Below are 19,165 nucleotides of genomic sequence, written 5' to 3'. Positions count from 1 at the left end.
GATGCGCCTTGCGGCGAAACTGAGGGGGGCCTCAGGCCAGATCCTCCCCGTTGCTCGCGATCACCTTCTTGTACCACCAGAACGACTTCTTGCGCCGGCGGGCCAGGGTGCCATGGCCGGCGTCGTCCCTGTCCACATGGACGAAGCCGTAGCGCTTGCTCATCTCGCCGGTGGAGGCGGAGACGAGATCGATGCAGCCCCAGCTGGTGTACCCCATCAGGGGCACGCCGTCCTCGATGGCATCCCCCATGGCCTCGATGTGGGCGCGCAGGTAGTCGATGCGGTAGTCGTCCTCTATCTCCCCTTGCTCGTTCACTTCGTCCACCGCCCCCAGGCCGTTTTCCACCAGGAAGAGGGGCTTCTGGTAGCGATCGTGCAAGGTGTTGAGGGTGATGCGAAGGCCCAGGGGATCTATGCCCCAGCCCCACTCGCTCACCTCGATGTGGGGATTGCGCAGGGACTTGACCACGTTGGCCTCGCTGGTGTTGCCCGCATTCATGTCGGCGGCGGCGCAGCGGGAGGCGTAGTAGCTGAAGGAGACGAAATCCACGGTGTGCCTGAGGATCTCGTCATCTTCCGGCCCCTTCACCAGGGTGATCCCCTTGTCACTAAACACCCTCTGCGCATAGGCCGGATAGGCGCCCCTGGCTTGCACGTCGATGAAGAGGAGGTTCTCCCGATCTTTCTGGAGGGCGGTCCAGACGTCGGCGGGCTTGCAGGAGTAGGGGTAGAAGTTGCCCCCCGCCAGCATGCAGCCCACCTGGTTGGCCGGGTTCACCTCGTGGGCGATCCGGGTCGCCAGGGCGCTGGCCACCAGCTCGTGGTGGGCGGCCTGATACTTCACCTGATCCTGGTGCTCCCCTTCCTCGAACACCAGCCCCGCCCCGGAGAAGGGGCTGTGCAGCAGGATGTTGATCTCGTTGAAGGTGAGCCAGTACTTCACCAGGCCGTCGAACTGCTCGAAGCAGGTGCGGGCGTAGCGGGTGAAAAACTCCACCATCTGGCGGTTGCGCCAGGAGCCGTACTCGGTCACCAGGTGCATGGGCACATCGAAGTGGCACAGGGTCACCAGGGGCTCGATGTTGTACTTTCTGCACTCCTCGAACACTGCCCGGTAGAAGGCGATGCCCTCGGCACTGGGCTCGCGCTCGTCCCCCCTGGGGTAGAGACGGGCCCAGGCGATGGAGGTGCGAAACACGGTGAAGCCCATCTCGGCCATCAGGGCGATGTCCTCCCGATAGCGGTGATAGAAATCGATAGCCCCGTGGCTTGGGTAGAACTCGTCATCTTGCAGGGTGATGCGCTTCTCCTGGCCGAGTTTGACCGCCATGCGGCGCGGGCCATGGGGGATCATGTCTACCGTGGTCAGCCCCTTGCCCCCCTCGAGATAGCCGCCCTCCGCCTGATTGGCGGCCAGGGCACCGCCCCAGAGAAAGCCCTCGGGAAATCTTGTTAACGACATCTGTTACCTCTTGTCATGTCTGAATGGGGTGTCACAGCCCGGCCTGCGCCTTGCTGGTGGCGACGGGTTGCACGGGCTCGGCGCGGGGGGCCGGGCTCTCGACCGGGATGTCCTCGAACCCCATCACCAGGGTCAGCACGAAGGAGAGCACCACCGAGAGGGCCATCACGCCGAACACCCAGGCGATGGTCATGGGGTTGGCCGGATCGAAGAACTGCACGCTGGTAAAGAGCCCGGGGGCGGCCATGGAGTGGCTGGCGAGCCCCGCCATGCCGGCGACGGCGCCGCAGACAAAGCCGCTGATGAGGCTCGCGATGAGCGGACGCTTGAGGCGCAGGGCCACACCGTAGAGCGCGGGTTCGGAGATCCCCGCCATGATGGCGGAGGCGGCCGCCGCGAGCGCCGTCTGGCGCAGTTCCGGGTTTCGGGTGCGCCAGGCAACCGCCAGGGACGAGCCGCCAAGAGAGAGATTGGCGCCGATTTCGGAGGGCATCACCATGCCTTCCTTGCCGGTCTCGGCGATGGTCTGGATGATGGTCGGGGTGAAGACGCGGTGCATGCCGGTCATCACCAGCAGGGGCCAGAGCGCCCCCATGATGGCCACCGACAGCCAGCCCAGGTAGTCGTGGACCGTGTAGACCAGGCCGGAGATGGCGGTGCCAATCCAGATGCCGACGGGGCCGATGAAGAGGATGGCCAGCGGCGCCGCGATCAGCACGATCAGCATGGGTTTGAGGAAGTTCTTGGTGACCGCCGGGGTGATGCGGTCGACCCAGCCTTCGATGTAGGAGAGGCACCAGGTCATCACCAGGGCCGGAATGACGGTGTAGGTGTATTTGACCGCGGTCACCGGGACCAGGGCGAAGGTCACCTGCTCCCCTTCGGCGGCTCTGGCCATCAGCTCGATGAAGCTGGGGTGCACCAGCACGCCTGCGATGGCGATGGCCAGGGACATGTTGGTCTTGAACTTGACGGCGGCGGAGGCGGCCACCATCAGGGGCAGGAAGAAGAAGGCCCCATCCCCGGCCACCGTGAGGATGGTGAGGGTCGAGGAGCCTTTCTCCAGCACGCCGGTCATCTCCAGCACCATGGCCAGCAGCTTGAGCATGGAGCCGCCGATGATGGCCGGGATGAGGGGGGACATGGTGCCGATCAGGGCGTCGAGGATGGCGGCGCCCATGCGGCGCAGGCTCCAGCCAGCGGAAGCCTCCGGAAGCGGGGTCTGTCCGCCGCCCTGGGGCAGCAGGGCCAGCACTTCGCGATAGGCGTGGGAGACGGTGTTGCCGATGATCACCTGACACTGGTTATCCGCCTGCACCACCCCGAGCACGCCCGTGATCGCCTTGAGGGCAGGGCCATTGACCCGGGCGGGATCGCCCAGCACAAAGCGCAGCCGCGTCATGCAGTGGGTCACGGCGACGACGTTGTCGGCGCCGCCGAGTGCGGTGATGACGGTACCGGCCAGAGCCGCATAGTTTTTTGACATCGAGGTAGATCCTTTTCACCAAGTGGGCCTGCTCGCCCCCGCCGCCGCGAAGGGCGGGAACGCGCATGAAACTGAATATGGAACCGGTTCCACATAGAGTGCGCGGCCTGAGCGCGGGAGACAAGCACCTTGTGCAGCGAGCGTCCGGATCCGTGAATGGGATCACTGAACCCGGGCCAGCACACCATTCGTGCGACGACAAGCCGGGGGCGGTGCAGTACACTGCGCCCCGTTACGAGCAAGGGAGAACACAATGACGACGATGCTGGAGGTGGCAAGGCGGGCAGGGGTGTCGAAGGCGACGGTCTCCCGGGTGTTGTCGGGCAATGGTTACACCAGCCAGGAGACCCGGGACCGGGTGCAGCAGGCCATCGAGGAGTGCGGCTATCGCCCCAACCTGGTGGCGAGGCAGCTGGCGACCAGGCATACCCGGACCCTGGGACTGGTGGTCACCAACACCCTCTACCACGGCGTCTACTTCGGCGAGCTGCTCTCCCAGGTGGCGCGGATGACCGAGGATCGCGGGCGCCAGCTCATACTGGCGGACGGCAAGCACAGCGCCGACGAGGAGCGCCAGGCCATCCAGTATCTGCTCGATTCCCGTTGCGATGGCGTCATCATCTATCCGCGCTTTCTTGGGGTGGAGGAGATGGACGAGATCATCGAGCAGCATGAGCAGCCCATCATGGTGCTCAACCGGCGTCTGAGCCGCCATCCGGCCCACTGCGTCTATGCGGATCAGCAGGCGGCGGCGGAGGCGGTGGTGGACAAGCTGGTGGCCATGGGGCACAGGGAGATCGCCTTCATCGCAGGCTCTGCGGATTCCCCCACCGGCGCCGAGCGCCTGGCCGGTTACCGGCAGGCGCTGATCCGGCACGGCATCCCGGTGCAGGAGACCTTGATCGCCCCCGGCAAATGGACCCCCGCCTGTGGCGCGGCCGCCGTCTCGGCCTTGCTGGCGCGAGGCGCTCGCTTCAGCGCCCTGGTGGCCAGCAACGATGACATGGCGATCGGGGCCATCAAACGGCTGCACGAAGCCGGTGTGATGGTGCCTGACGAGGTCTCGGTGGTGGGGTTTGACGACATCCCCCTGGCCCCTTACGTCATTCCCGCGCTGTCGAGCGTCAAGATGCCGGTGAACGGGATGATCCAGGAGACCATCAACCGCCTGATCACCATGGTGGAGGAGGGGAGCCGGGATGCACTGCCCGCCTTCAGCGGCACCCTGATCCGCCGCGACTCCCTCAGGCGTCTGACGGGCTGAGCCATGATGGCGGTGGGCAGGCCGGGCGGGATCCGTTAGCATAGGCCCCCCGGCGCCAGGCGCCGCGTGTCGTATCAACAGATGAGAGTTCAGATGGATGACCTGTTAGCCCCCGTTCGCCAGTTCCTGCATTGCGAGACCCCGGATGAGTGGGTGGAAATGGCGCGGGATCCCGCCCAGTTGCCGACCCTGCTTATCGATCACGCCAACTGCGAGAACAAGGCGGCACTCACCGCCCACAGCCTGGTGCGCCGCTACTGCCTGCCCAAGGAGAAGCGTCACCTGCTGCCCAAGCTGACCTTCTACCGGGAGCTCGATGCCTTGCCGGAGAAGGCGGAGATCCTCGGCAAGCGCACCATGGGCGAATCAGACAGGAGCGTGTTTGCCGAGCTGGAGCGCAATCCCCTGCTGTTCCCCATGGTGCGCCTCATCCAGGAGGAGCTGCATCACTTCGAGCAGGTGCTGGAGATCATGGCCGCACGGGGCATCCCCTATGGTCCCGTCACCGCCTCCCGCTATGCCCGCAGCCTGCTGACCCATGTGCGCACCTACGAGCCGGCGGCCGTGGTGGACAAGATGATCATCGGTGCCTATATCGAAGCGCGATCCTGCGAGCGTTTTGCCAGGCTGGCCCCTCATCTGGACGAGGAGCTTGGCCGCTTCTATGTCTCCCTGCTGCGCTCGGAGGCGCGTCACTATCAGGACTACCTGGCCCTGGCACAGACGTTCGCAGACGAAGACATCAGCGAGCGGGTGGCCTTCTTCGGTCGCCTGGAGGCCGAGCTCATCTGTTCGCCGGATCCGCAATTCCGGTTCCATAGCGGACTGCCTGTCAGATCTGACAGTTGTTGAGGTGACGGGGGCTGCCTACCATTCCCCTGTTCCTACTACGAGCGACGCAATCACTTTTTGAGCGCAATCCCCCGGCGACTGATGAGACATCAGGCCGGGTTTTTTTATGTCTGGCGCAAGGGGAAACGCGCCGCGGGATCAGCGGCGGTATTCGTTGTTGTAGTTCTGAATGAGGCGGCGGGTGACGTCGTGCTGGGGATCGGCGAAGACCCGCAAGGTCTTGCCGCGCTCCACCACACGGCCTTCGTGCATCACCAGCACCTCGTCGCTGATGTGGCTCACGATCCCCAGATCGTTGGCCACCAGCACATAGCTCAGCCCCATGGTCTCCTGCATCTCCAGCAGCAGGTTGATGATCTGGGAGCGTACCGAAATATCCAGGGTCGAGAGCGCCTCGTCCGCCACCACTATCTTGGGATTGAGGATGAGCGCCCGTGCCAGCCCCACCCGCTGCTGCTGGCCGGCGGAGAGCATCTGGGGATAGAAGAGGGCGTGGTCGGGCAGCATGCCCACCATGCGCAGGGTCTGGATCACCTTCTCCCGGCGCTCCTCCTCGCTCAGGGCCGTGTTGAGGCGAAGGGGGGTCTCCAGGATCTGGCCGACCCGGATTTTCCGGTTAAGGGAGGTGTTGGGGTCCTGGAAGATCATCCGCAGCAGCTTGCAGCGGGTCTGGTAATCGCCGTGGACCATGGGTTGCCCCTCGATGGCGATCTCCCCGCCACTCGGTTCAATCATGCCCGCCAGAATGCGGGCCAGGGTGCTCTTGCCCGAGCCCGCCTCCCCGACGATGGCCAGGGTCTGGCCCACCTCGAGATCGAACGAGAGAGGCTTTATCGCCTCCACCGCGCGGCGCCTGAACAGGCCGGTGCGGTTCTGGTAGGTCTTGCACAGGCCCCTGACCTGCAACAGGGAAGGTTCGGTCACGACGTGGTCTCCTTGGGTGCGCTCGCCGGATAGAGGGGCTGACGGGGCGGGCAGGTGCCCCGGATCAGGGTCTGGTGCCGGTTCATTTCTTCGGTTCTTCCATGTTGAGCGGGAAGTGGCAACTGAACTGATGCCCCTTGACCTTGCTCATCAGCGGTGTCTGCACGCACTGCTTCTGGGCGTAGGGGCAGCGTGGGCCGAGGCGGCAGCCGATGGGCAGATGCTGCAGCGGCGGTATCACCCCAGGCAGGGTCTCGAGCCGGGACTTGTGGCGCACCAGCTTGTCAAAGTCCGGGATGGACTTGAGCAGGGCATCCGTATAGGGGTGGTGAGGGGATTCCAGGATCTGGTCCCGGGTCCCCACTTCCACCATCTGGCCGCAATACATGATGTTGAGGGTGTCGGTCAGGTTCGCGATGGCGGCGATGTCGTTGCTGATGATGAGGATGGTGGTATTGCCCAGCTTGTTCATCTTGTCCAGCAACCGCAGGATCTGGGAGTGGGTGGTGGACTCCATGGCGCTGGTGGGTTCGTCCGCCACCAGCAGGCGCGGCTGGTTGGCGATGGCCATGGCGATCATCACCTTCTGGCACATGCCGTCTGACAGCTCGTGGGGATAGGCCCGCATGACCTTGCGGTGATCCTTGACCCCGACCCGGTGCAGCAGGGCGATGGCCCGCTTCTTGCGCCACTGGAAGCGCTGCCAGAACTTGCCGGTGAAGGCGCTGGTGGGGATGGCCTCTTCGAGCTGGGTGCCTATCTCCTCGGAGGGGTCGAGGCAGCTGATAGGGTCCTGGAAGATCATCGCTATCTCCCGCCCCATGATGCGGCGCCGCTCCTTGGGCGCCATGGTCAGCAGGTCCATGTCGTTGAAGCGCATCCGGTCGGCGCGCACCGTCCAGTTGTCCTTCTGGATGCCGACGATCACCTTGGCCACCAGGCTCTTGCCCGAGCCGGATTCCCCCACCAGCCCGCGGATCTCCCCCTCGTTCAGGGTCAGGCTGACTCTGTCCACCGCCTTGACCTTGCCCTGGGGGGTGTCGATTTCGATGGTGAGGTTGCGTATGTCGAGCAGAGGCATCAGCAATGTCTCCCGTTCAGGGCGCAGCCGGGTCGCTCAGGGCGTCCGGGGGCGGGGATAGATAACAAGGCTGGCAACATCAGTCGTTCCCCTCTTTGAGTGCTTCGCGAATGCCTTCGCCCACCAGGTTGGTCACCAGCACGCTGAACAGGATGGCCATCCCGGGCAGGGTCACCGTCCAGGGGGCCAGATAGATAAGATCGCTCGAATCGGCCAGCATGGCACCCCACTCCGGCTGGGGAGACTGGGCCCCGAGACCGAGGAAGCCCACCGCCGAGATGTCCAGGATGGCGGCGGAGAGGGTGCGGGTGGTCTGGGTCACCAGGGTCTCGACGATGTTCGGCAAGATGGCCAGGCGCATGATCCGCTGGGGCGGAGAGCCGTCGAGGCGGCTGGCGATGATGTACTCCTTCTGCATCTCGGCGTGAACCGCGTTGTAGGTCGCCCGGATGAAGGGCGGTATCAACGCGAGCGTGATGGCGATCAGGGTGTTGAACAGACCCGGCCCCAGGATGGCCACGACGATGATGGCCAGCAGCAGGGACGGGATGGAGAGCAGGGTATCGAGCAGGTGATGGAGCACGCTCGACTTCACCCCCTTGCTCATGCCACCGAGGATGCCGATGGCCGAGCCGATGACCAGCGCGATGAGCACCACCAGCAGGGCGTTGCCGAAGGTGAGTCTGGCCCCGGCCACCAGACGGGAGAGGATGTCGCGCCCCAGATCGTCGGTCCCCAGGAAGTAATCGATGTTGCCGCTGTTGGCCCAGGAGGGGGCGAGCAGCAGGTGGTTGCTGTGCTGATCGTCGATGCCGTAGGGGATCACCAGGGGACCGATGAGGGTCACCAGCAGCAGCAGCCCGAAGCACCAGAGCCCCGCCATGGCCAGCGGGTTGCGCCGGTAGGAGGCCCAGGTCTGCTCCAGGGGGGAGAGGATCTTGAGCTCCGGATAGATGTTCGATTTATCGTGCATGGTGCAGGCTCCCGTGCTGGTCGCAAGGGGATGGGCACGCCTGTGCGCCGGTGGCCCATGGGCCGCCGTGGTTCATCCACAGACCGCAATCAATCTTGTCTTGCATAGAGTTCTTTACGCCGTGCCGGATACATGATGGTGGTCAGCAGATCGGTGCTGACGCTGATGAAGATGACGAAGCTCGCCACCACCAGGAAGGCGCCGCGGATGGCGGCGTAGTCCTGCAGCGCGATGCTGCTCACCAGCCAGCGGCCGATGCCGGGCCAGTCGAACACCACCTCGGTGATCATGGCGGAGGTGAGCACACTGCCAAGTTGCAGCCCCAGCAGCGGCAACACGGGGGGCAGGGCGTTCTTGAGCCCGTGACGCCAGACGATCTGGCGGCGGGAGAGTCCGCGGCTGGCGGCAGCCTTGATGTAGTTCTGTTTCATCACGTCGATGAGGGAGCTGCGCACGTGGCGGATCACTTCGGTGGTGGGCACCACGGCCAGCACCAGGGAAGGCAGTACCAGATGGCGCAGGGCGTCGTGCAGGGCCGCTTCCCGCCAGGGCTCCTGGCTCATCAGCACATCGACGATGGCGATCCCGGTGATGGAGGGCACGTCGTAGAGCAGGCTGATCTGGCCGGAGGAGGGGAGCCAGCCAAGATCCAGGGAGAAGAACATCACCATCAGCAGCCCCAGCCAGAAGACCGGGATGGCATAGCCGACGAGGCCGGCGGCCATGATGGAGAGGTCCGGGCTGCGCCCCTGATAGAGGGCCGCCAGGGTGCCCAGGGGGATGCCCACCAGCAGCGAGATGGCGAAGGCGGCGAGGCAGAGGGTCAGGGTCGCCGGGAAGTAGTGACGGATCTCGTCGAGGACCGGCTGGCCGGAGACGCTGGAGAGCCCGAAATCCCCGGCGGCGATGCGCTGGAGGAAGTCAGGATAGCCGTGCCAGAAATCCAGCACCTGGGTGATGAGGCGAAACTCCAGGAGGTAGGCCCCCAGAGTCAGCACCAGGAGGGTGATCACCAGCAGGGTGATGCGGCGCAGGATATAGAAAAACATGCTTATGCCTCCTGGGGGCGGTGCGCCGATGGCCCGACGATGGAGTGGTTATCTGTCATGGTCACTCCCGATGGGCCTGGTTGAAGGTGGTGCCGCCAAAGGGCATCAGGGTCAGCCCCTGAATGTCGCTGCGACTCACCTGGGTTCTCAGGGCATGGGCCAGGGGAATGAGCGGCAACTGCTCGTTGAGCAGGGACTGGGCATAGTAATAGTTGCGCAGGCGGAAGGCGAGCTGCGGGGTGGTCACCGCATCGTCCAGCAGCTGATCGAAGGCGGGGCTGCACCAGCGGCTGTAGTTGTTGCCCCGCTCGACGGCGGCGCAGCTCAGCAACTGGCGGAAGAAGTTGTCCGGATCCGCGTTGTCGGCGATCCAGCCCGAGAGCAGGCTGTCATATTGTCCATGGGCGAGCCGGGTCTCGATGACCGGCCAGGCCTGCTGCACTATCTTGAGGCTCACCCCAATCTTGGCGAAATCGCTGCGCATCAGTTGCGCCGTCTTGAGGCCGTCCGGGTTGTAGGGACGGGCGCCGGGTTGCACCAGCACCTGCATCTCGAAGCCGTTGGGGTAGCCCGCGTCCTTGAGCAACTGGCGAGCGAGCTTGAGATCCGGCTTGCGCTGGGGCAGGGAGGGATTGTAGCCCCAGGAGAGGGGCGGCAGCAGGCTGGCAGCGCTCTGGCCGGTCTCGAAATAGACCGCCTGCAGCAGATTCTGCACATTGATGGCGCTGGCGAGGGCCTGGCGCACCTGCACCTTGTTGAACGGGGCCTTGCGGGTATTGAGGGCGAGGAAGGCGACGTTCATCCCCGACTGCACCGACAGATCCAGGTGGGAGTCCTTGTCGATCACCGACAGCTGGCTGGCAGAGGGGGTGCTCATCACGTCGCACTCGCCGGTCAGCAGCTTGGCCAGGCGCTTGGAGGACTTGGGGGTGATGTCGTAGATGAGCTGCTCCATTCTGGCCTCGCCGCCCCAGTAGCCGGGGTGGCGCAGGTAGCGCACGAACTCGTTGTGGCGATACTCCTTGAAGCTGAAGGGGCCGGTGCCGATGGGGCGGCTGTCCAGCAGCGCCGGGGTGCCGGCCTTTAGCATCTGCTCCCCGTACTCGGCGGAGAGCACGATGGCGTAGTCGCTGGCCAGGGTGGCGAGGAAGGAGGCATCGGGGCGGTTCAGCTCGAACACCACCTCATAGGGCCCCTTCTTGTAGACCCGCTTGATGAGGTTGCCGAGCCCCAGGCTGTAAAAATAGGGGTACTCGCCGCCGGAGACGGCGTGGAAGGGGTGGTGTTCGTCCAGCAGGCGCTGCCAGGTGAACAGGACGTCGTCGGCATTGAAGTGACGGGTCGGGCTGAACCAGGGGGTACGGTGGAAGGTCACTCCCTTGCGCAGGGTCAGGGTATAGGAGAGGCCGTCCTCGCTGCTTTGCCAGCGGGTGGCGAGCCCCCCTTCGATGCCGAGGGTGTTGGCATTGACCTCGAGCAGGCGATCGTAGATGGGGCGGGCACTGGCATCCAGGGTCGCATCCGAATTGGCAAGCTGCGGGTTGAAGGTTCGGGGTGCCCCTTCGGCACAATAGATGAGCCCGGTTTTGGAGGCTTCATCGCGTTTCTGACAGCCGCTGACCAGGACCAGGAGACCAAGCAGCAGGGGGGTGAGCATTCTCATGTTGGAACCATGTTTTCAGACAAAGTTGCCCGCCAGGGGGCGGGCGCGTTGCGGGGGGCGGCCGGGCAGGCGCTCCCGTCAGGGGTGACGTGCGCCGCGTTATCCGCGCGCACAGACCCGGTGCCAGGCATCAGCCCGCCTCCTGGTTGCCACTGTTGTCATCCCCGTCCAGCAATTGATATTTGCGCAGCATCCCCCGGAACTGGTGATAGCTCAGGGCCAGCAACTGGGCTGCTTTGCGCTGATTATACTGGGATTGCTGCATCGCTTGCTTGAGTAAATTAATCTCGTACTCCGCCACCGCTCCTTTGAGATCCAGCGGCAGGGTCGGGGTCGGGGCCGTCTCTGCCGAGGTCGGCGCGTCCGTGGAAGGGGCGGCGTCACCTCGGGCACGGGGGCGCCAGGGGGAGTCAAAGGGATTGAGCACCAGATCCGCCAGCGGCAACTGGGGGTTGCCCTGGCGATAGAGACTGCGCTCCACCACGTTCTTGAGCTCCCGCACGTTGCCCGGCCAGGGGTAATCTTGCAGCAGCTGGGTCGCCTTGCGCGAGAAGCCGGCAAAGAGCGGATACCCCAGCTCCCGGGTCATGCCGTGGGCGAAGTGCTCCGCCAGCATCAGGATGTCCTCGCGCCGCTCCCGAAGGGGGGGCAGGGTGATGACATCGAAGGCGAGCCGGTCCAGCAGGTCGTGACGAAACTGTCCTTTCTGTGCCAGTGCAGGCAGATCCTCGTTGGTGGCGCACACCAGCCGCACATCCACCTTGAGAGGCTTGGCACCGCCCACCCGCTCGAACTCCCCGTACTCGATGACCCGCAGCAGTTTTTCCTGCACCCGGGCGCTGGTGGTGGCCAGCTCGTCGAGGAACAGGGTGCCGCCGTCGGCCCGCTCGAAGCGCCCCTGATGACGCTTGGCGGCGCCAGTGAAGGAGCCCGCCTCGTGGCCGAACAGCTCGGTCTCCAGCAGGTTCTCGCTCAAGGTGGCGCAGTTGATGGTGACAAAGCTTTGATCCCAGCGATCCGAGAGATAATGTAGGCGGTGGGCGATGAGCTCCTTGCCGGTCCCCCGCTCGCCGATGATGAGCACGGGCTTGCGCAGCGGCGCGAGGCGCGATGCCTGCTCGATGATTTCTAGAAATGCGTTGGATTCACCCAACAGACTTTCCGTGGCCGTGGTCATCCCTGCCCCTGTGAGTTGAAAAATCTGGTTAATCTTACCAAAAGTTGGTTATTTTAATCATCACTTGTTTCCCCGGGACTTGAACTGCATTCTGAGTGCCCATATAAATCAACAAGTTAAATATTGTTCCAGATTGGCACACAAGTTGCCATTGTCAATGGAGACACAACCCGATGCCTATCACAGGAGTACAATCATGAGCATTTTTTCTCGCCTGGCCGACATCATCAATTCCAATCTGACGTCCCTGCTCGACAAGGCGGAAGATCCCCAGAAAATGGTGCGTCTGATCATCCAGGAGATGGAAGATGAACTGGTGAAGGAGCGCTCCAATCTGGCCCGCTTCCTCGCGAATCAAAAAGAGATCGGCCGTCAGGTGAGCCGCCATCAGGAGCGGGTCGCCGAGTGGCAGGGCAAGGCCGAGCTGGCCCTGACCAAAGGGCGCGAAGATCTGGCCCGGGCCGCCCTCATCGAGAAGAGCAAGCAGGCGGAGCTTGCCGACGCCCTGTCTCGGGAACAGCAGGCGGTGGACAGCGGCATCGAGAAGCTGGGGGAGGAGATCCGCCAGCTGGAAGCCAAGCTGGAAGACGCCCGTGCCCGCCAGAAGGCGATGGCCATTCGCAGCGAAGCCGCCAGCAGCCGTCTCAATGTGCAAAGCCAGGTGGCCCGTGGCGACAGCCAGGCCGTGGTGAGCAAGTTCGAGCGCATGGAACGCCGCATCGACGAGATGGAAGCCCGCGCCGATCTGGGGCAGTCCGACAAGGCGCTCGCCCAGCAGTTTGCCGAGCTGGAAGCGGACGACCAGATCAGCCGCGAGCTGGAAGCCATGCGCCAGAAGCTGGGCCAGCACAATCCGGCACCGAAACAGGGAGAGTAACAGATGGAAGATCTGCTGGGTGTATTGATGGTTCCCATGGTGGTCTTCATGGTGGTGGTGGCCCCCATCTGGCTGGTGCTGCACTACCGTGCCAAGGGACGCATTGGCGCCGGTCTTGCCGATGGTGAGCGTGAACAGCTGCAGGGTTTGCTGGTGCGTGCCGAGAAGATGCAGGAACGGGTCGGCGCCCTGGAGTCGATTCTGGATGCCGAGGTTCCTGGTTGGAGAAACAAGGTATGACGGTTTTCAATGAGAGGTGTCATGACCGTGGCAAAAAGCCGGAGCGGACCGGAACCGTATTGGCGTCGATTCTGGATGCGGAAGTCCCCGGTTGGAGGAACAAGGTATGAACAGTGTCAGTCGTGAAGGGCGCAACCTGTACCGGGATCCCCAGCGGGGCAAGATTGCCGGGGTCTGTGCCGGTCTGGCAGAGTACTTCGGGGTGGAGACCTGGATCGTGCGGCTGCTGGCCATCAGTGGTCTCATCTTCGCCGGTTTCATCACCTTCACCGCCTATATTGCCGCTTGGTTCTTGCTCGACAAGAAGCCGGTCACCCTCTACTCCCAGGAAGATGTCGAGTTCGCCGAGGTGCGGATGAAGGCGCGCAGCTGGCAGGCAGGCGTCACACCTCATCAGGCCCTTGCCCGCATCGGCCAGGAGCTGGATGCACTGGAGCCCAGGGTGCAGCGCATCGAGAAGCTGGTGACCTCCAAGGAGTTCACCCTGCAACGGGAGTTCAGCAAGCTCTAATCGTGCCGGGCCGCGAGGATACTGCCTCGCGGCCGTCTCTCTGATGTGATCACAAGGAGAAGAAGACCCGCCTTGATACGCAACAAACTCGAACACTCCTGGTCGGTGCTCCAGCACAAGGCCGTTGACGCGGTGAACCGGGCCCGGGATCGCCACATCCGGCTGGCGGTCACCGGCCTCTCTCGCAGTGGCAAGACCGCGTTTATCACGGCGCTGGTCAATCAACTGGAGCACGCGGCCATCGATGGTCGTCTGCCGCTCTGGGACGCCCAGCGCCAGGGACGCATCCTCGGTGCTCGCCGGGTGCCCCAGCAAAACGCCCACATTCCCACCTTTCCCTATGAACGGGGCCTCGATGCCCTGTTTGGCGATCCGCCCGCCTGGCCCGCGCCGACCCGGGGGGTGGCCGAGGTACGCCTCGAGATCCGTTATCGCACCCGCCATCCGCTGCGTCGGCACCTGGGGGAGATCTCCACCCTCTATGTGGATCTGGTGGATTATCCCGGGGAGTGGCTGCTGGATTTGCCGCTGCTGGATCTGAACTACGAGCAGTGGAGCGAGCAGGTGCGGGAGCAACTGTGCCGCCCCGAGCTGCAAGCCCTGGCGGCAGGCTGGCTGACGCCGCTCTGGCAGGCGGATCAAGCCTTCGAGGAGCGTGCCGCCAGCGAACTGGCCGCCCGCTACACCGAATATCTGCACGCCTGCAAGCAGGCGCTCGGGCTTCACCTCATCCAGCCCGGGCGTTTCGTGTTGCCCGGCGAGTATGCCGGTGCGCCGCTGTTGCAATTCGTGCCCTGGGTGTGGGAGATGCCCACGCACACTCCCGAAGACGGCACTCTCTACGCCACCTTCAAGCAGCGCTTCGAGCAGTACAAGCAGCATCTGGTACAGGGCTTCTATGAGCAGCACTTTGCAGGCTTTGATCGCCAGATCGTGCTGGTGGACTGCCTGGCGCCCCTCAATGCCGGTGCCGCGAGCTTTGGTGACATGCAGCAGGCCATCGCCCGCATCATGGAAAGCTTCGCCTACGGCAAGAGCAACTGGTGGCGCCGTCTGTTCGCCCCGCGCATCGACAAGCTGCTGTTTGTGGCGAGCAAGGCCGATCACGTCACGCCGGAGCAGCACGGACCTCTGGTGTCGCTCCTGCAGCACCTGGTGAGCCGTGGCCGGGGTCAGGCCCGCTTCGAGGGGATAGAGACCGAATGCCTGGCGCTCGCCGCCATCAAGGCCACCGAGGTGGGCAAGGGGGTGGCAGACGGACGGGAATTTCCCGCCATTCGTGGCACTACCCTCTCGGGCGAGCCCTTGCTGCTCTTCCCGGGGGAGGTGCCTGCCCAGATCCCGCCTGCGCAGTGGTGGAAAACTCAAGGGTTTGATTTTCAGGCCTTTCGCCCGTTGCCCATGAGCGCTCATCAGGCGCTCCCCCATATCCGGCTCGATGCGGCGCTGGAATTCCTGCTCGGGGATCACCTCGAATAACGGGTGGGTGGCCCGCTGTGCTCGAGGGGCGCCCACAGGAGAGAATGCGATGAACGATCAGACAAGATGGCGCACCGATGACGCCGCTCCCCTGCAAGGCAAGGTGACGCTGGAGCCCGCGCCCTCAATGGCAAGCGAAGCGCAGCCACCCGCCCCGGCCCGGCGGCTGGAAGAAGAGAGCTTCGAGCCTCTGGACGCGCTGGACGAGCTCACCGAGGTGGAACCCGCGCTTAACGTCAGGCCTCGGCGCCGTCATCGTCTGCTGGCCTGGGGGCTGGGCGGGGTGGGGCTGCTGTCCCTTGGCCAGTTTGGCGCTTTTCTGGTGGATCAGTTTGCCGCCTCCCCCTTCTGGGGCGGGGCTTGGCTGCTCGCCTCCGGCCTGGTGGCGGTGGGCACCGCCGGGGTGGCGGGGCGCGAATGGCTGCGGCTGCGCACCTTGAAGCGACGCCAGGATGTGCGCTCAAGAGCCGAGGATCTGCTGGCCCATCAAGGGGTCGGTCAGGGGCAGGCCTTCTGCGAGGCCCTGGCCGAGAAGAGCGGTGACAAGGGGCGGGAAGGGTATCGCACCTGGTTATCCCAGCTTGACGAGAGCCACAGCGATCGGGAAGTGCTGACCCTCTACAGCCAGCTGGTGCTCACCGAGCGGGACAAGCTGGCCCAGGCCCGCGTCGCCAAATGGTCGGGGGAGGCCGCCGTGCTGGTGGCCCTGAGTCCGCTCGCCACCGTCGACATGATGCTGATGCTCTGGCGCAACCTGCGGATGATCGAGGATATCGCCGATGTCTATGCCATCGAGCTCGGCTACTGGAGCCGCATCCGCCTCATTCGTCAGGTGTTTCGCAACATGCTCTATGCGGGGGCCACCGAGCTGGTGACCGAGGTAGGGATGGATCTGCTGGGCGCCGAGCTGACCGCCAAGCTCTCCGCCCGCGCCGCCCAAGGGGTCGGGGCCGGGTTGCTCACCGCGCGCCTCGGGATGCGTACCATGGAAGCCTGTCGTCCGCTCCCCTGGTGTGCCGACGAGAAGCCGAAACTGGGCGAGCTGCGCAAGCGGCTGATCGGCCAGTTGGCGGGTTATCTCAACAAGTCGTGAGGTGGCTGGCACCCGACATGAATGTCACAAATTATTTACAATTGTCAAAAGCAGCCGACCCCGGGGTCGGCTGCTTTTTTGAGGGGCAAACCGTTACAGTGATCCCATGACTCAACGGCCAGTGACCGCCCGGATGGCGGCTGGCACCCGAAGGATGGGAGCACTCATGGCAAGTCTCTACACGGCCCGCCAACCGGATGGGCAGGGCAGGATCCACTACACGGACGAGGAGCACGGCACCTGGCGGATCCTGATTGCACGCCAGCTTGCGGCGCTCGATGGCAAGGCCTGCGACGAATACCAGGCCGGGTTGGCACGCCTCGACCTGCCTCTGGACCGCATCCCCCAGCTGGGCGAGATCAATGCCGCCCTGATGCCCGCCACCGGCTGGTCGGTGGCGGCGGTGCCAGCCCTCATCTCCTTTGATCACTTCTTCGCGCTGCTCGCTGATCGCCGTTTTCCCGTCGCCACCTTCATTCGCCGCCGGGACGAGCTCGACTACCTGCAAGAGCCCGACATCTTCCACGAGATCTTCGGCCACTGCGCCATGCTGACCAACCTGGCCTTTGCCCACTTCACCCACCTGTATGGTCGGCTCGGACTCCATGCGAGCAAGGAGGAGCGGGTCTATCTGGCGAGGCTCTACTGGTTCACGGTGGAGTTCGGTCTCCTGCAGGGGGAGGAGGGGCTGCGCATCTACGGCGGCGGCATTCTCTCCTCCATCGGCGAGACCGCTTATGCCCTCTCGGGCAAGCCCGAGCTGCAACCCTTCGATCTGCTGGAGATCCTGCGTACCCCCTATCGCATCGACATCATGCAGCCGACCTATTTCGTGCTGCCTCGTCTCGATACCCTCTATGGTCTGGAGGGGCAGGGGATCATGGCGGCCGTGGCCGAGGCCCGTCGTCTTGGCCTGCGTCCACCCCGCTTTGCCCCCGTTGCTGGCAAGCAGGCGAGCTGACCCGTATTCATTCCCACGATGTTTCATGAAAGGAGTCCCGAATGACTGAACTGGCGAGTCAACGATGCGAGGCGTGCCGCGCCGATGCCCCCAGGGTGAGCGATCAGGAGCTGGGGGAGCTGATGCACCTCATCCCCGACTGGCAGCCCCTGGTGGTCAACGGCGAGCTGCAACTGCGGCGTGAATTTGTGTTTCGCAACTTCAAGGAGGGGCTGGCGTTCACCAACCGCCTCGGAGAACTGGCGGAGGCGGAGTTCCATCATCCGGCGATCTTGCTCGAATGGGGCAAGGTGACCGTGAGCTGGTGGACCCACAAGATAGGCGGCTTGCATCGCAACGATTTCATCATGGCAGCCCGCACCGACGGTCTGATGAAGTAACCGCCGTCTGGCGCCAACGCAGACAGGGCCTGCCCGGTGAAAGCGGGGCAGGCCCGCATTTTTGTGGGGGAGCGCTCGCACTGGCGGGATCGAGTCTGTATTATCCCGTTATTCAGAATGTTAGCTAGGAAGTGTGTGCCGAATGCGTCTTGAAGTCAGCTGTGAAGACCGTCTGGGCCTGACCCGGGAATTGCTCGACCGACTGGTGGAGCACAACATCGATCTGCGCGGCATCGAAATCGATACCTCAGGCATCATCTATCTCAATTTCCCCGAGCTGGAGTTCCGTGACTTTCAGCATCTGATGCCGGAAATTCGCCGCATTCCCGGCGTCTATGACGTCAAGACCATCCCCTACATGCCCTCCGAGCGGGAGCACCACGAGATAGAGGCCCTGCTCAAGGCGCTGCCGGACCTGGTTTTCTCCCTCGACAGCAAGGGGCGGGTGACTCAGGCCAACCAGGCCGCCCTCACCACCCTGGCGTTGCCACCGGACGAGGTGCGCGGCGTGGCGATCGCCTCCCTGGTCAAGGGCTTCTCGTTTGGCCGTTGGCTGGAGTCGGGGGAGATCAAGCCCCAGACCTGCAAGCTGAGCCTCGGTGGCGAAGAGTACCTGGGCGATCTGATGCCGCTGTTCGTGGCCGAAGAGAAGGGCAAGCAGGCTCTGGCCGGCGCCGTGGTGGTGCTCAAATCCGCCCGCCGGGTCGGCATGCACTTCAGTGCCCTGCACGCGGTGGAAGTGGGGGGCTTTGAGCACCTCCAGGCCGAGAGCCAGAAGATGAAAGAGGTGCTGGCCCAGGCAGCCAAGCTCGCGATGCAGGACGCCCCCTTGCTCATCGTGGGAGAGACCGGCACCGGCAAGGAGTTGCTGGCCCGGGCCTGCCACGGCGCCAGCCTGCGCTCCAGCCACCCCTTCATGGCGCTCAACTGTGCGGCCATGCCGGACAACGTGGCCGAGAGCGAGCTGTTCGGCTATGCCCCCGGCGCCTTTGGCAACAACACCGAGGGCAAGCGCGGGGTGCTGGAGCTGGCCAGCGGTGGCACCCTGATGCTGGACGAGATCGGCGACATGTCCCCCCATCTGCAGACCAAGTTCCTGCGGGTGCTGCAAGATGGCGTGTTTCGCCGGGTCGGTGACGAGCAGGAGGTGAGGGTCAACGTGCGCTTCATCTGCACCACCCAGAAGCAGTTGCTGGATCTGGTCCATGAAGGGAAGTTTCGCGAAGATCTCTACTACCGCCTCAATGTGCTTAGCCTCAATCTGCCGCCGCTGCGCGAGCGCAAGGCGGACATCATGGCCCTGGCCCAGCAGTTCGTGTCGCGCTTTGCGAGCGAACTGCAGCGCCCGCGTCCGCGCTTTACCCGCAACATGGCCGAGTACCTCACCGCCTACCGCTGGCCCGGCAACGTGCGCCAGCTGCGCAACTGCCTCTATCGGGCCATGACCCTGCTGGAAGGGGACGAGATTGGACCCGAGCACGTGGACTTGCCGGTGGCAGCCGATGCCATGCCGCTCATCGACGAGTGGTTCGAAGGGGGGCTCGACGAGGCGGTGAAGCGTTTCGAGAGCCGCCTGCTGGAGCGGCTCTACCCGGCGTTCCCCTCCACCCGCCAACTGGCCAAGCGGCTCGGTGTCTCCCATACCGCCATCGCCAACAAGCTGCGCGAATATGGGATTGGCAAGAAGTAGTGT

The 19,165-nt window shown here is 64.2% G+C and carries 18 protein-coding genes; 10 read left to right on the top strand and 8 right to left on the bottom strand.

Features of this window, described 5'->3' with window-relative positions:
- Positions 1-31: 31 nt before the first annotated feature.
- Entirely contained in the window at positions 32-1,462 is a 1,431-nt protein-coding gene (locus tag C2U30_RS04190) for a 6-phospho-beta-glucosidase (RefSeq protein ID WP_103243234.1), read from the bottom strand.
- Between the two features lie 31 nt (positions 1,463-1,493).
- Positions 1,494-2,948, bottom strand: coding sequence for a PTS cellobiose/arbutin/salicin transporter subunit IIBC (gene ascF / locus C2U30_RS04185; protein WP_103243233.1), 1,455 nt, complete (start codon positions 2,946-2,948; stop codon positions 1,494-1,496).
- A gap of 253 nt (positions 2,949-3,201) precedes the next feature.
- Between ascF and C2U30_RS04180 the strand changes: the two genes are divergently transcribed.
- Together C2U30_RS04180 and miaE are read left to right on the top strand one after the other, a co-directional pair.
- The gene (locus C2U30_RS04180; protein WP_103243232.1) at positions 3,202-4,212 is read left to right on the top strand and encodes a LacI family DNA-binding transcriptional regulator; all 1,011 of its coding nucleotides are present in this window, start codon (positions 3,202-3,204) and stop codon (positions 4,210-4,212) included.
- A 93-nt stretch (positions 4,213-4,305) separates the two neighbouring features.
- Positions 4,306-5,064 carry a tRNA isopentenyl-2-thiomethyl-A-37 hydroxylase MiaE gene (gene miaE, locus C2U30_RS04175; RefSeq protein WP_042016277.1) on the top strand — a complete coding sequence of 253 codons (759 nt, stop codon included), beginning with the start codon at positions 4,306-4,308 and terminating at the stop codon, positions 5,062-5,064.
- 138 nt (positions 5,065-5,202) lie between these two features.
- Here the strand turns inward: miaE and C2U30_RS04170 are convergent, their stop codons facing one another.
- From C2U30_RS04170 to pspF, 6 genes are all read right to left on the bottom strand, one after another.
- Entirely contained in the window at positions 5,203-5,988 is a 786-nt protein-coding gene (locus tag C2U30_RS04170; RefSeq protein WP_039039015.1) for a peptide ABC transporter ATP-binding protein, read from the bottom strand.
- Positions 5,989-6,070: 82 nt separating this feature from the next.
- Entirely contained in the window at positions 6,071-7,069 is a 999-nt protein-coding gene (locus tag C2U30_RS04165) for a peptide ABC transporter ATP-binding protein (RefSeq protein WP_010674529.1), read from the bottom strand.
- Between the two features lie 79 nt (positions 7,070-7,148).
- On the bottom strand, positions 7,149-8,042 hold the full coding sequence (locus C2U30_RS04160; RefSeq protein WP_010674530.1) for an ABC transporter permease subunit: 894 nt from the start codon (positions 8,040-8,042) through the stop codon (positions 7,149-7,151).
- A gap of 89 nt (positions 8,043-8,131) precedes the next feature.
- Entirely contained in the window at positions 8,132-9,091 is a 960-nt protein-coding gene (locus C2U30_RS04155) for an ABC transporter permease (RefSeq protein ID WP_010674531.1), read from the bottom strand.
- Positions 9,092-9,152: 61 nt separating this feature from the next.
- Positions 9,153-10,748: an ABC transporter substrate-binding protein SapA gene (gene sapA / locus C2U30_RS04150; RefSeq protein ID WP_010674532.1), complete on the bottom strand. Its 1,596-nt coding sequence runs from the start codon at positions 10,746-10,748 to the stop codon at positions 9,153-9,155.
- 136 nt (positions 10,749-10,884) lie between these two features.
- Positions 10,885-11,931 carry a phage shock protein operon transcriptional activator gene (gene pspF, locus C2U30_RS04145; protein ID WP_103243231.1) on the bottom strand — a complete coding sequence of 349 codons (1,047 nt, stop codon included), beginning with the start codon at positions 11,929-11,931 and terminating at the stop codon, positions 10,885-10,887.
- 196 nt (positions 11,932-12,127) lie between these two features.
- Here pspF and pspA point away from each other — a divergent pair, with 196 nt between their 5' ends.
- The 8 genes from pspA to tyrR all read left to right on the top strand — a co-directional run bounded on the left by pspA (position 12,128) and on the right by tyrR (position 19,162).
- On the top strand, positions 12,128-12,808 hold the full coding sequence (pspA, locus tag C2U30_RS04140) for a phage shock protein PspA (protein ID WP_103243230.1): 681 nt from the start codon (positions 12,128-12,130) through the stop codon (positions 12,806-12,808).
- Between the two features lie 3 nt (positions 12,809-12,811).
- Positions 12,812-13,048 carry an envelope stress response membrane protein PspB gene (pspB, locus tag C2U30_RS04135; RefSeq protein WP_005300084.1) on the top strand — a complete coding sequence of 79 codons (237 nt, stop codon included), beginning with the start codon at positions 12,812-12,814 and terminating at the stop codon, positions 13,046-13,048.
- 106 nt (positions 13,049-13,154) lie between these two features.
- Positions 13,155-13,559 carry an envelope stress response membrane protein PspC gene (pspC, locus tag C2U30_RS04130; protein ID WP_039039018.1) on the top strand — a complete coding sequence of 135 codons (405 nt, stop codon included), beginning with the start codon at positions 13,155-13,157 and terminating at the stop codon, positions 13,557-13,559.
- Between the two features lie 72 nt (positions 13,560-13,631).
- Positions 13,632-15,038: a YcjX family protein gene (locus tag C2U30_RS04125; protein WP_045524752.1), complete on the top strand. Its 1,407-nt coding sequence runs from the start codon at positions 13,632-13,634 to the stop codon at positions 15,036-15,038.
- Between the two features lie 49 nt (positions 15,039-15,087).
- On the top strand, positions 15,088-16,131 hold the full coding sequence (locus tag C2U30_RS04120) for a YcjF family protein (RefSeq protein ID WP_039039020.1): 1,044 nt from the start codon (positions 15,088-15,090) through the stop codon (positions 16,129-16,131).
- Between the two features lie 166 nt (positions 16,132-16,297).
- On the top strand, positions 16,298-17,092 hold the full coding sequence (gene phhA / locus C2U30_RS04115) for a phenylalanine 4-monooxygenase (RefSeq protein WP_103243229.1): 795 nt from the start codon (positions 16,298-16,300) through the stop codon (positions 17,090-17,092).
- Positions 17,093-17,133: 41 nt separating this feature from the next.
- A complete protein-coding gene (locus C2U30_RS04110) occupies positions 17,134-17,472 on the top strand; it encodes a 4a-hydroxytetrahydrobiopterin dehydratase (RefSeq protein WP_010674539.1) in 339 nt (112 codons plus the stop codon).
- A gap of 142 nt (positions 17,473-17,614) precedes the next feature.
- On the top strand, positions 17,615-19,162 hold the full coding sequence (tyrR, locus tag C2U30_RS04105) for a transcriptional regulator TyrR (protein ID WP_010674540.1): 1,548 nt from the start codon (positions 17,615-17,617) through the stop codon (positions 19,160-19,162).
- The last annotated feature ends 3 nt before the right edge of the window (positions 19,163-19,165 follow it).

The sequence above is a fragment of the Aeromonas sp. ASNIH5 genome (genome assembly GCF_002902865.1).
GTDB lineage: Bacteria > Pseudomonadota > Gammaproteobacteria > Enterobacterales > Aeromonadaceae > Aeromonas > Aeromonas caviae.
Note: the sequence above shows the minus strand (reverse complement) of the source record. Positions and strands in the feature narration are given on the sequence as shown.

Coding starts and splice junctions, on each gene's coding strand:
- C2U30_RS04190 (WP_103243234.1), bottom strand. CDS start 1,462: ATGTCGTTAACAAGATTTCCCGAGGGCTTTCTCTGGGGCGGTGCCCTG.
- ascF (WP_103243233.1), bottom strand. CDS start 2,948: ATGTCAAAAAACTATGCGGCTCTGGCCGGTACCGTCATCACCGCACTC.
- C2U30_RS04180 (WP_103243232.1), top strand. CDS start 3,202: ATGACGACGATGCTGGAGGTGGCAAGGCGGGCAGGGGTGTCGAAGGCG.
- miaE (WP_042016277.1), top strand. CDS start 4,306: ATGGATGACCTGTTAGCCCCCGTTCGCCAGTTCCTGCATTGCGAGACC.
- C2U30_RS04165 (WP_010674529.1), bottom strand. CDS start 7,069: ATGCCTCTGCTCGACATACGCAACCTCACCATCGAAATCGACACCCCC.
- C2U30_RS04160 (WP_010674530.1), bottom strand. CDS start 8,042: ATGCACGATAAATCGAACATCTATCCGGAGCTCAAGATCCTCTCCCCC.
- C2U30_RS04155 (WP_010674531.1), bottom strand. CDS start 9,091: ATGTTTTTCTATATCCTGCGCCGCATCACCCTGCTGGTGATCACCCTC.
- sapA (WP_010674532.1), bottom strand. CDS start 10,748: ATGCTCACCCCCCTGCTGCTTGGTCTCCTGGTCCTGGTCAGCGGCTGT.
- pspF (WP_103243231.1), bottom strand. CDS start 11,931: ATGACCACGGCCACGGAAAGTCTGTTGGGTGAATCCAACGCATTTCTA.
- pspA (WP_103243230.1), top strand. CDS start 12,128: ATGAGCATTTTTTCTCGCCTGGCCGACATCATCAATTCCAATCTGACG.
- pspB (WP_005300084.1), top strand. CDS start 12,812: ATGGAAGATCTGCTGGGTGTATTGATGGTTCCCATGGTGGTCTTCATG.
- pspC (WP_039039018.1), top strand. CDS start 13,155: ATGAACAGTGTCAGTCGTGAAGGGCGCAACCTGTACCGGGATCCCCAG.
- C2U30_RS04120 (WP_039039020.1), top strand. CDS start 15,088: ATGAACGATCAGACAAGATGGCGCACCGATGACGCCGCTCCCCTGCAA.
- phhA (WP_103243229.1), top strand. CDS start 16,298: ATGGCAAGTCTCTACACGGCCCGCCAACCGGATGGGCAGGGCAGGATC.
- C2U30_RS04110 (WP_010674539.1), top strand. CDS start 17,134: ATGACTGAACTGGCGAGTCAACGATGCGAGGCGTGCCGCGCCGATGCC.
- tyrR (WP_010674540.1), top strand. CDS start 17,615: ATGCGTCTTGAAGTCAGCTGTGAAGACCGTCTGGGCCTGACCCGGGAA.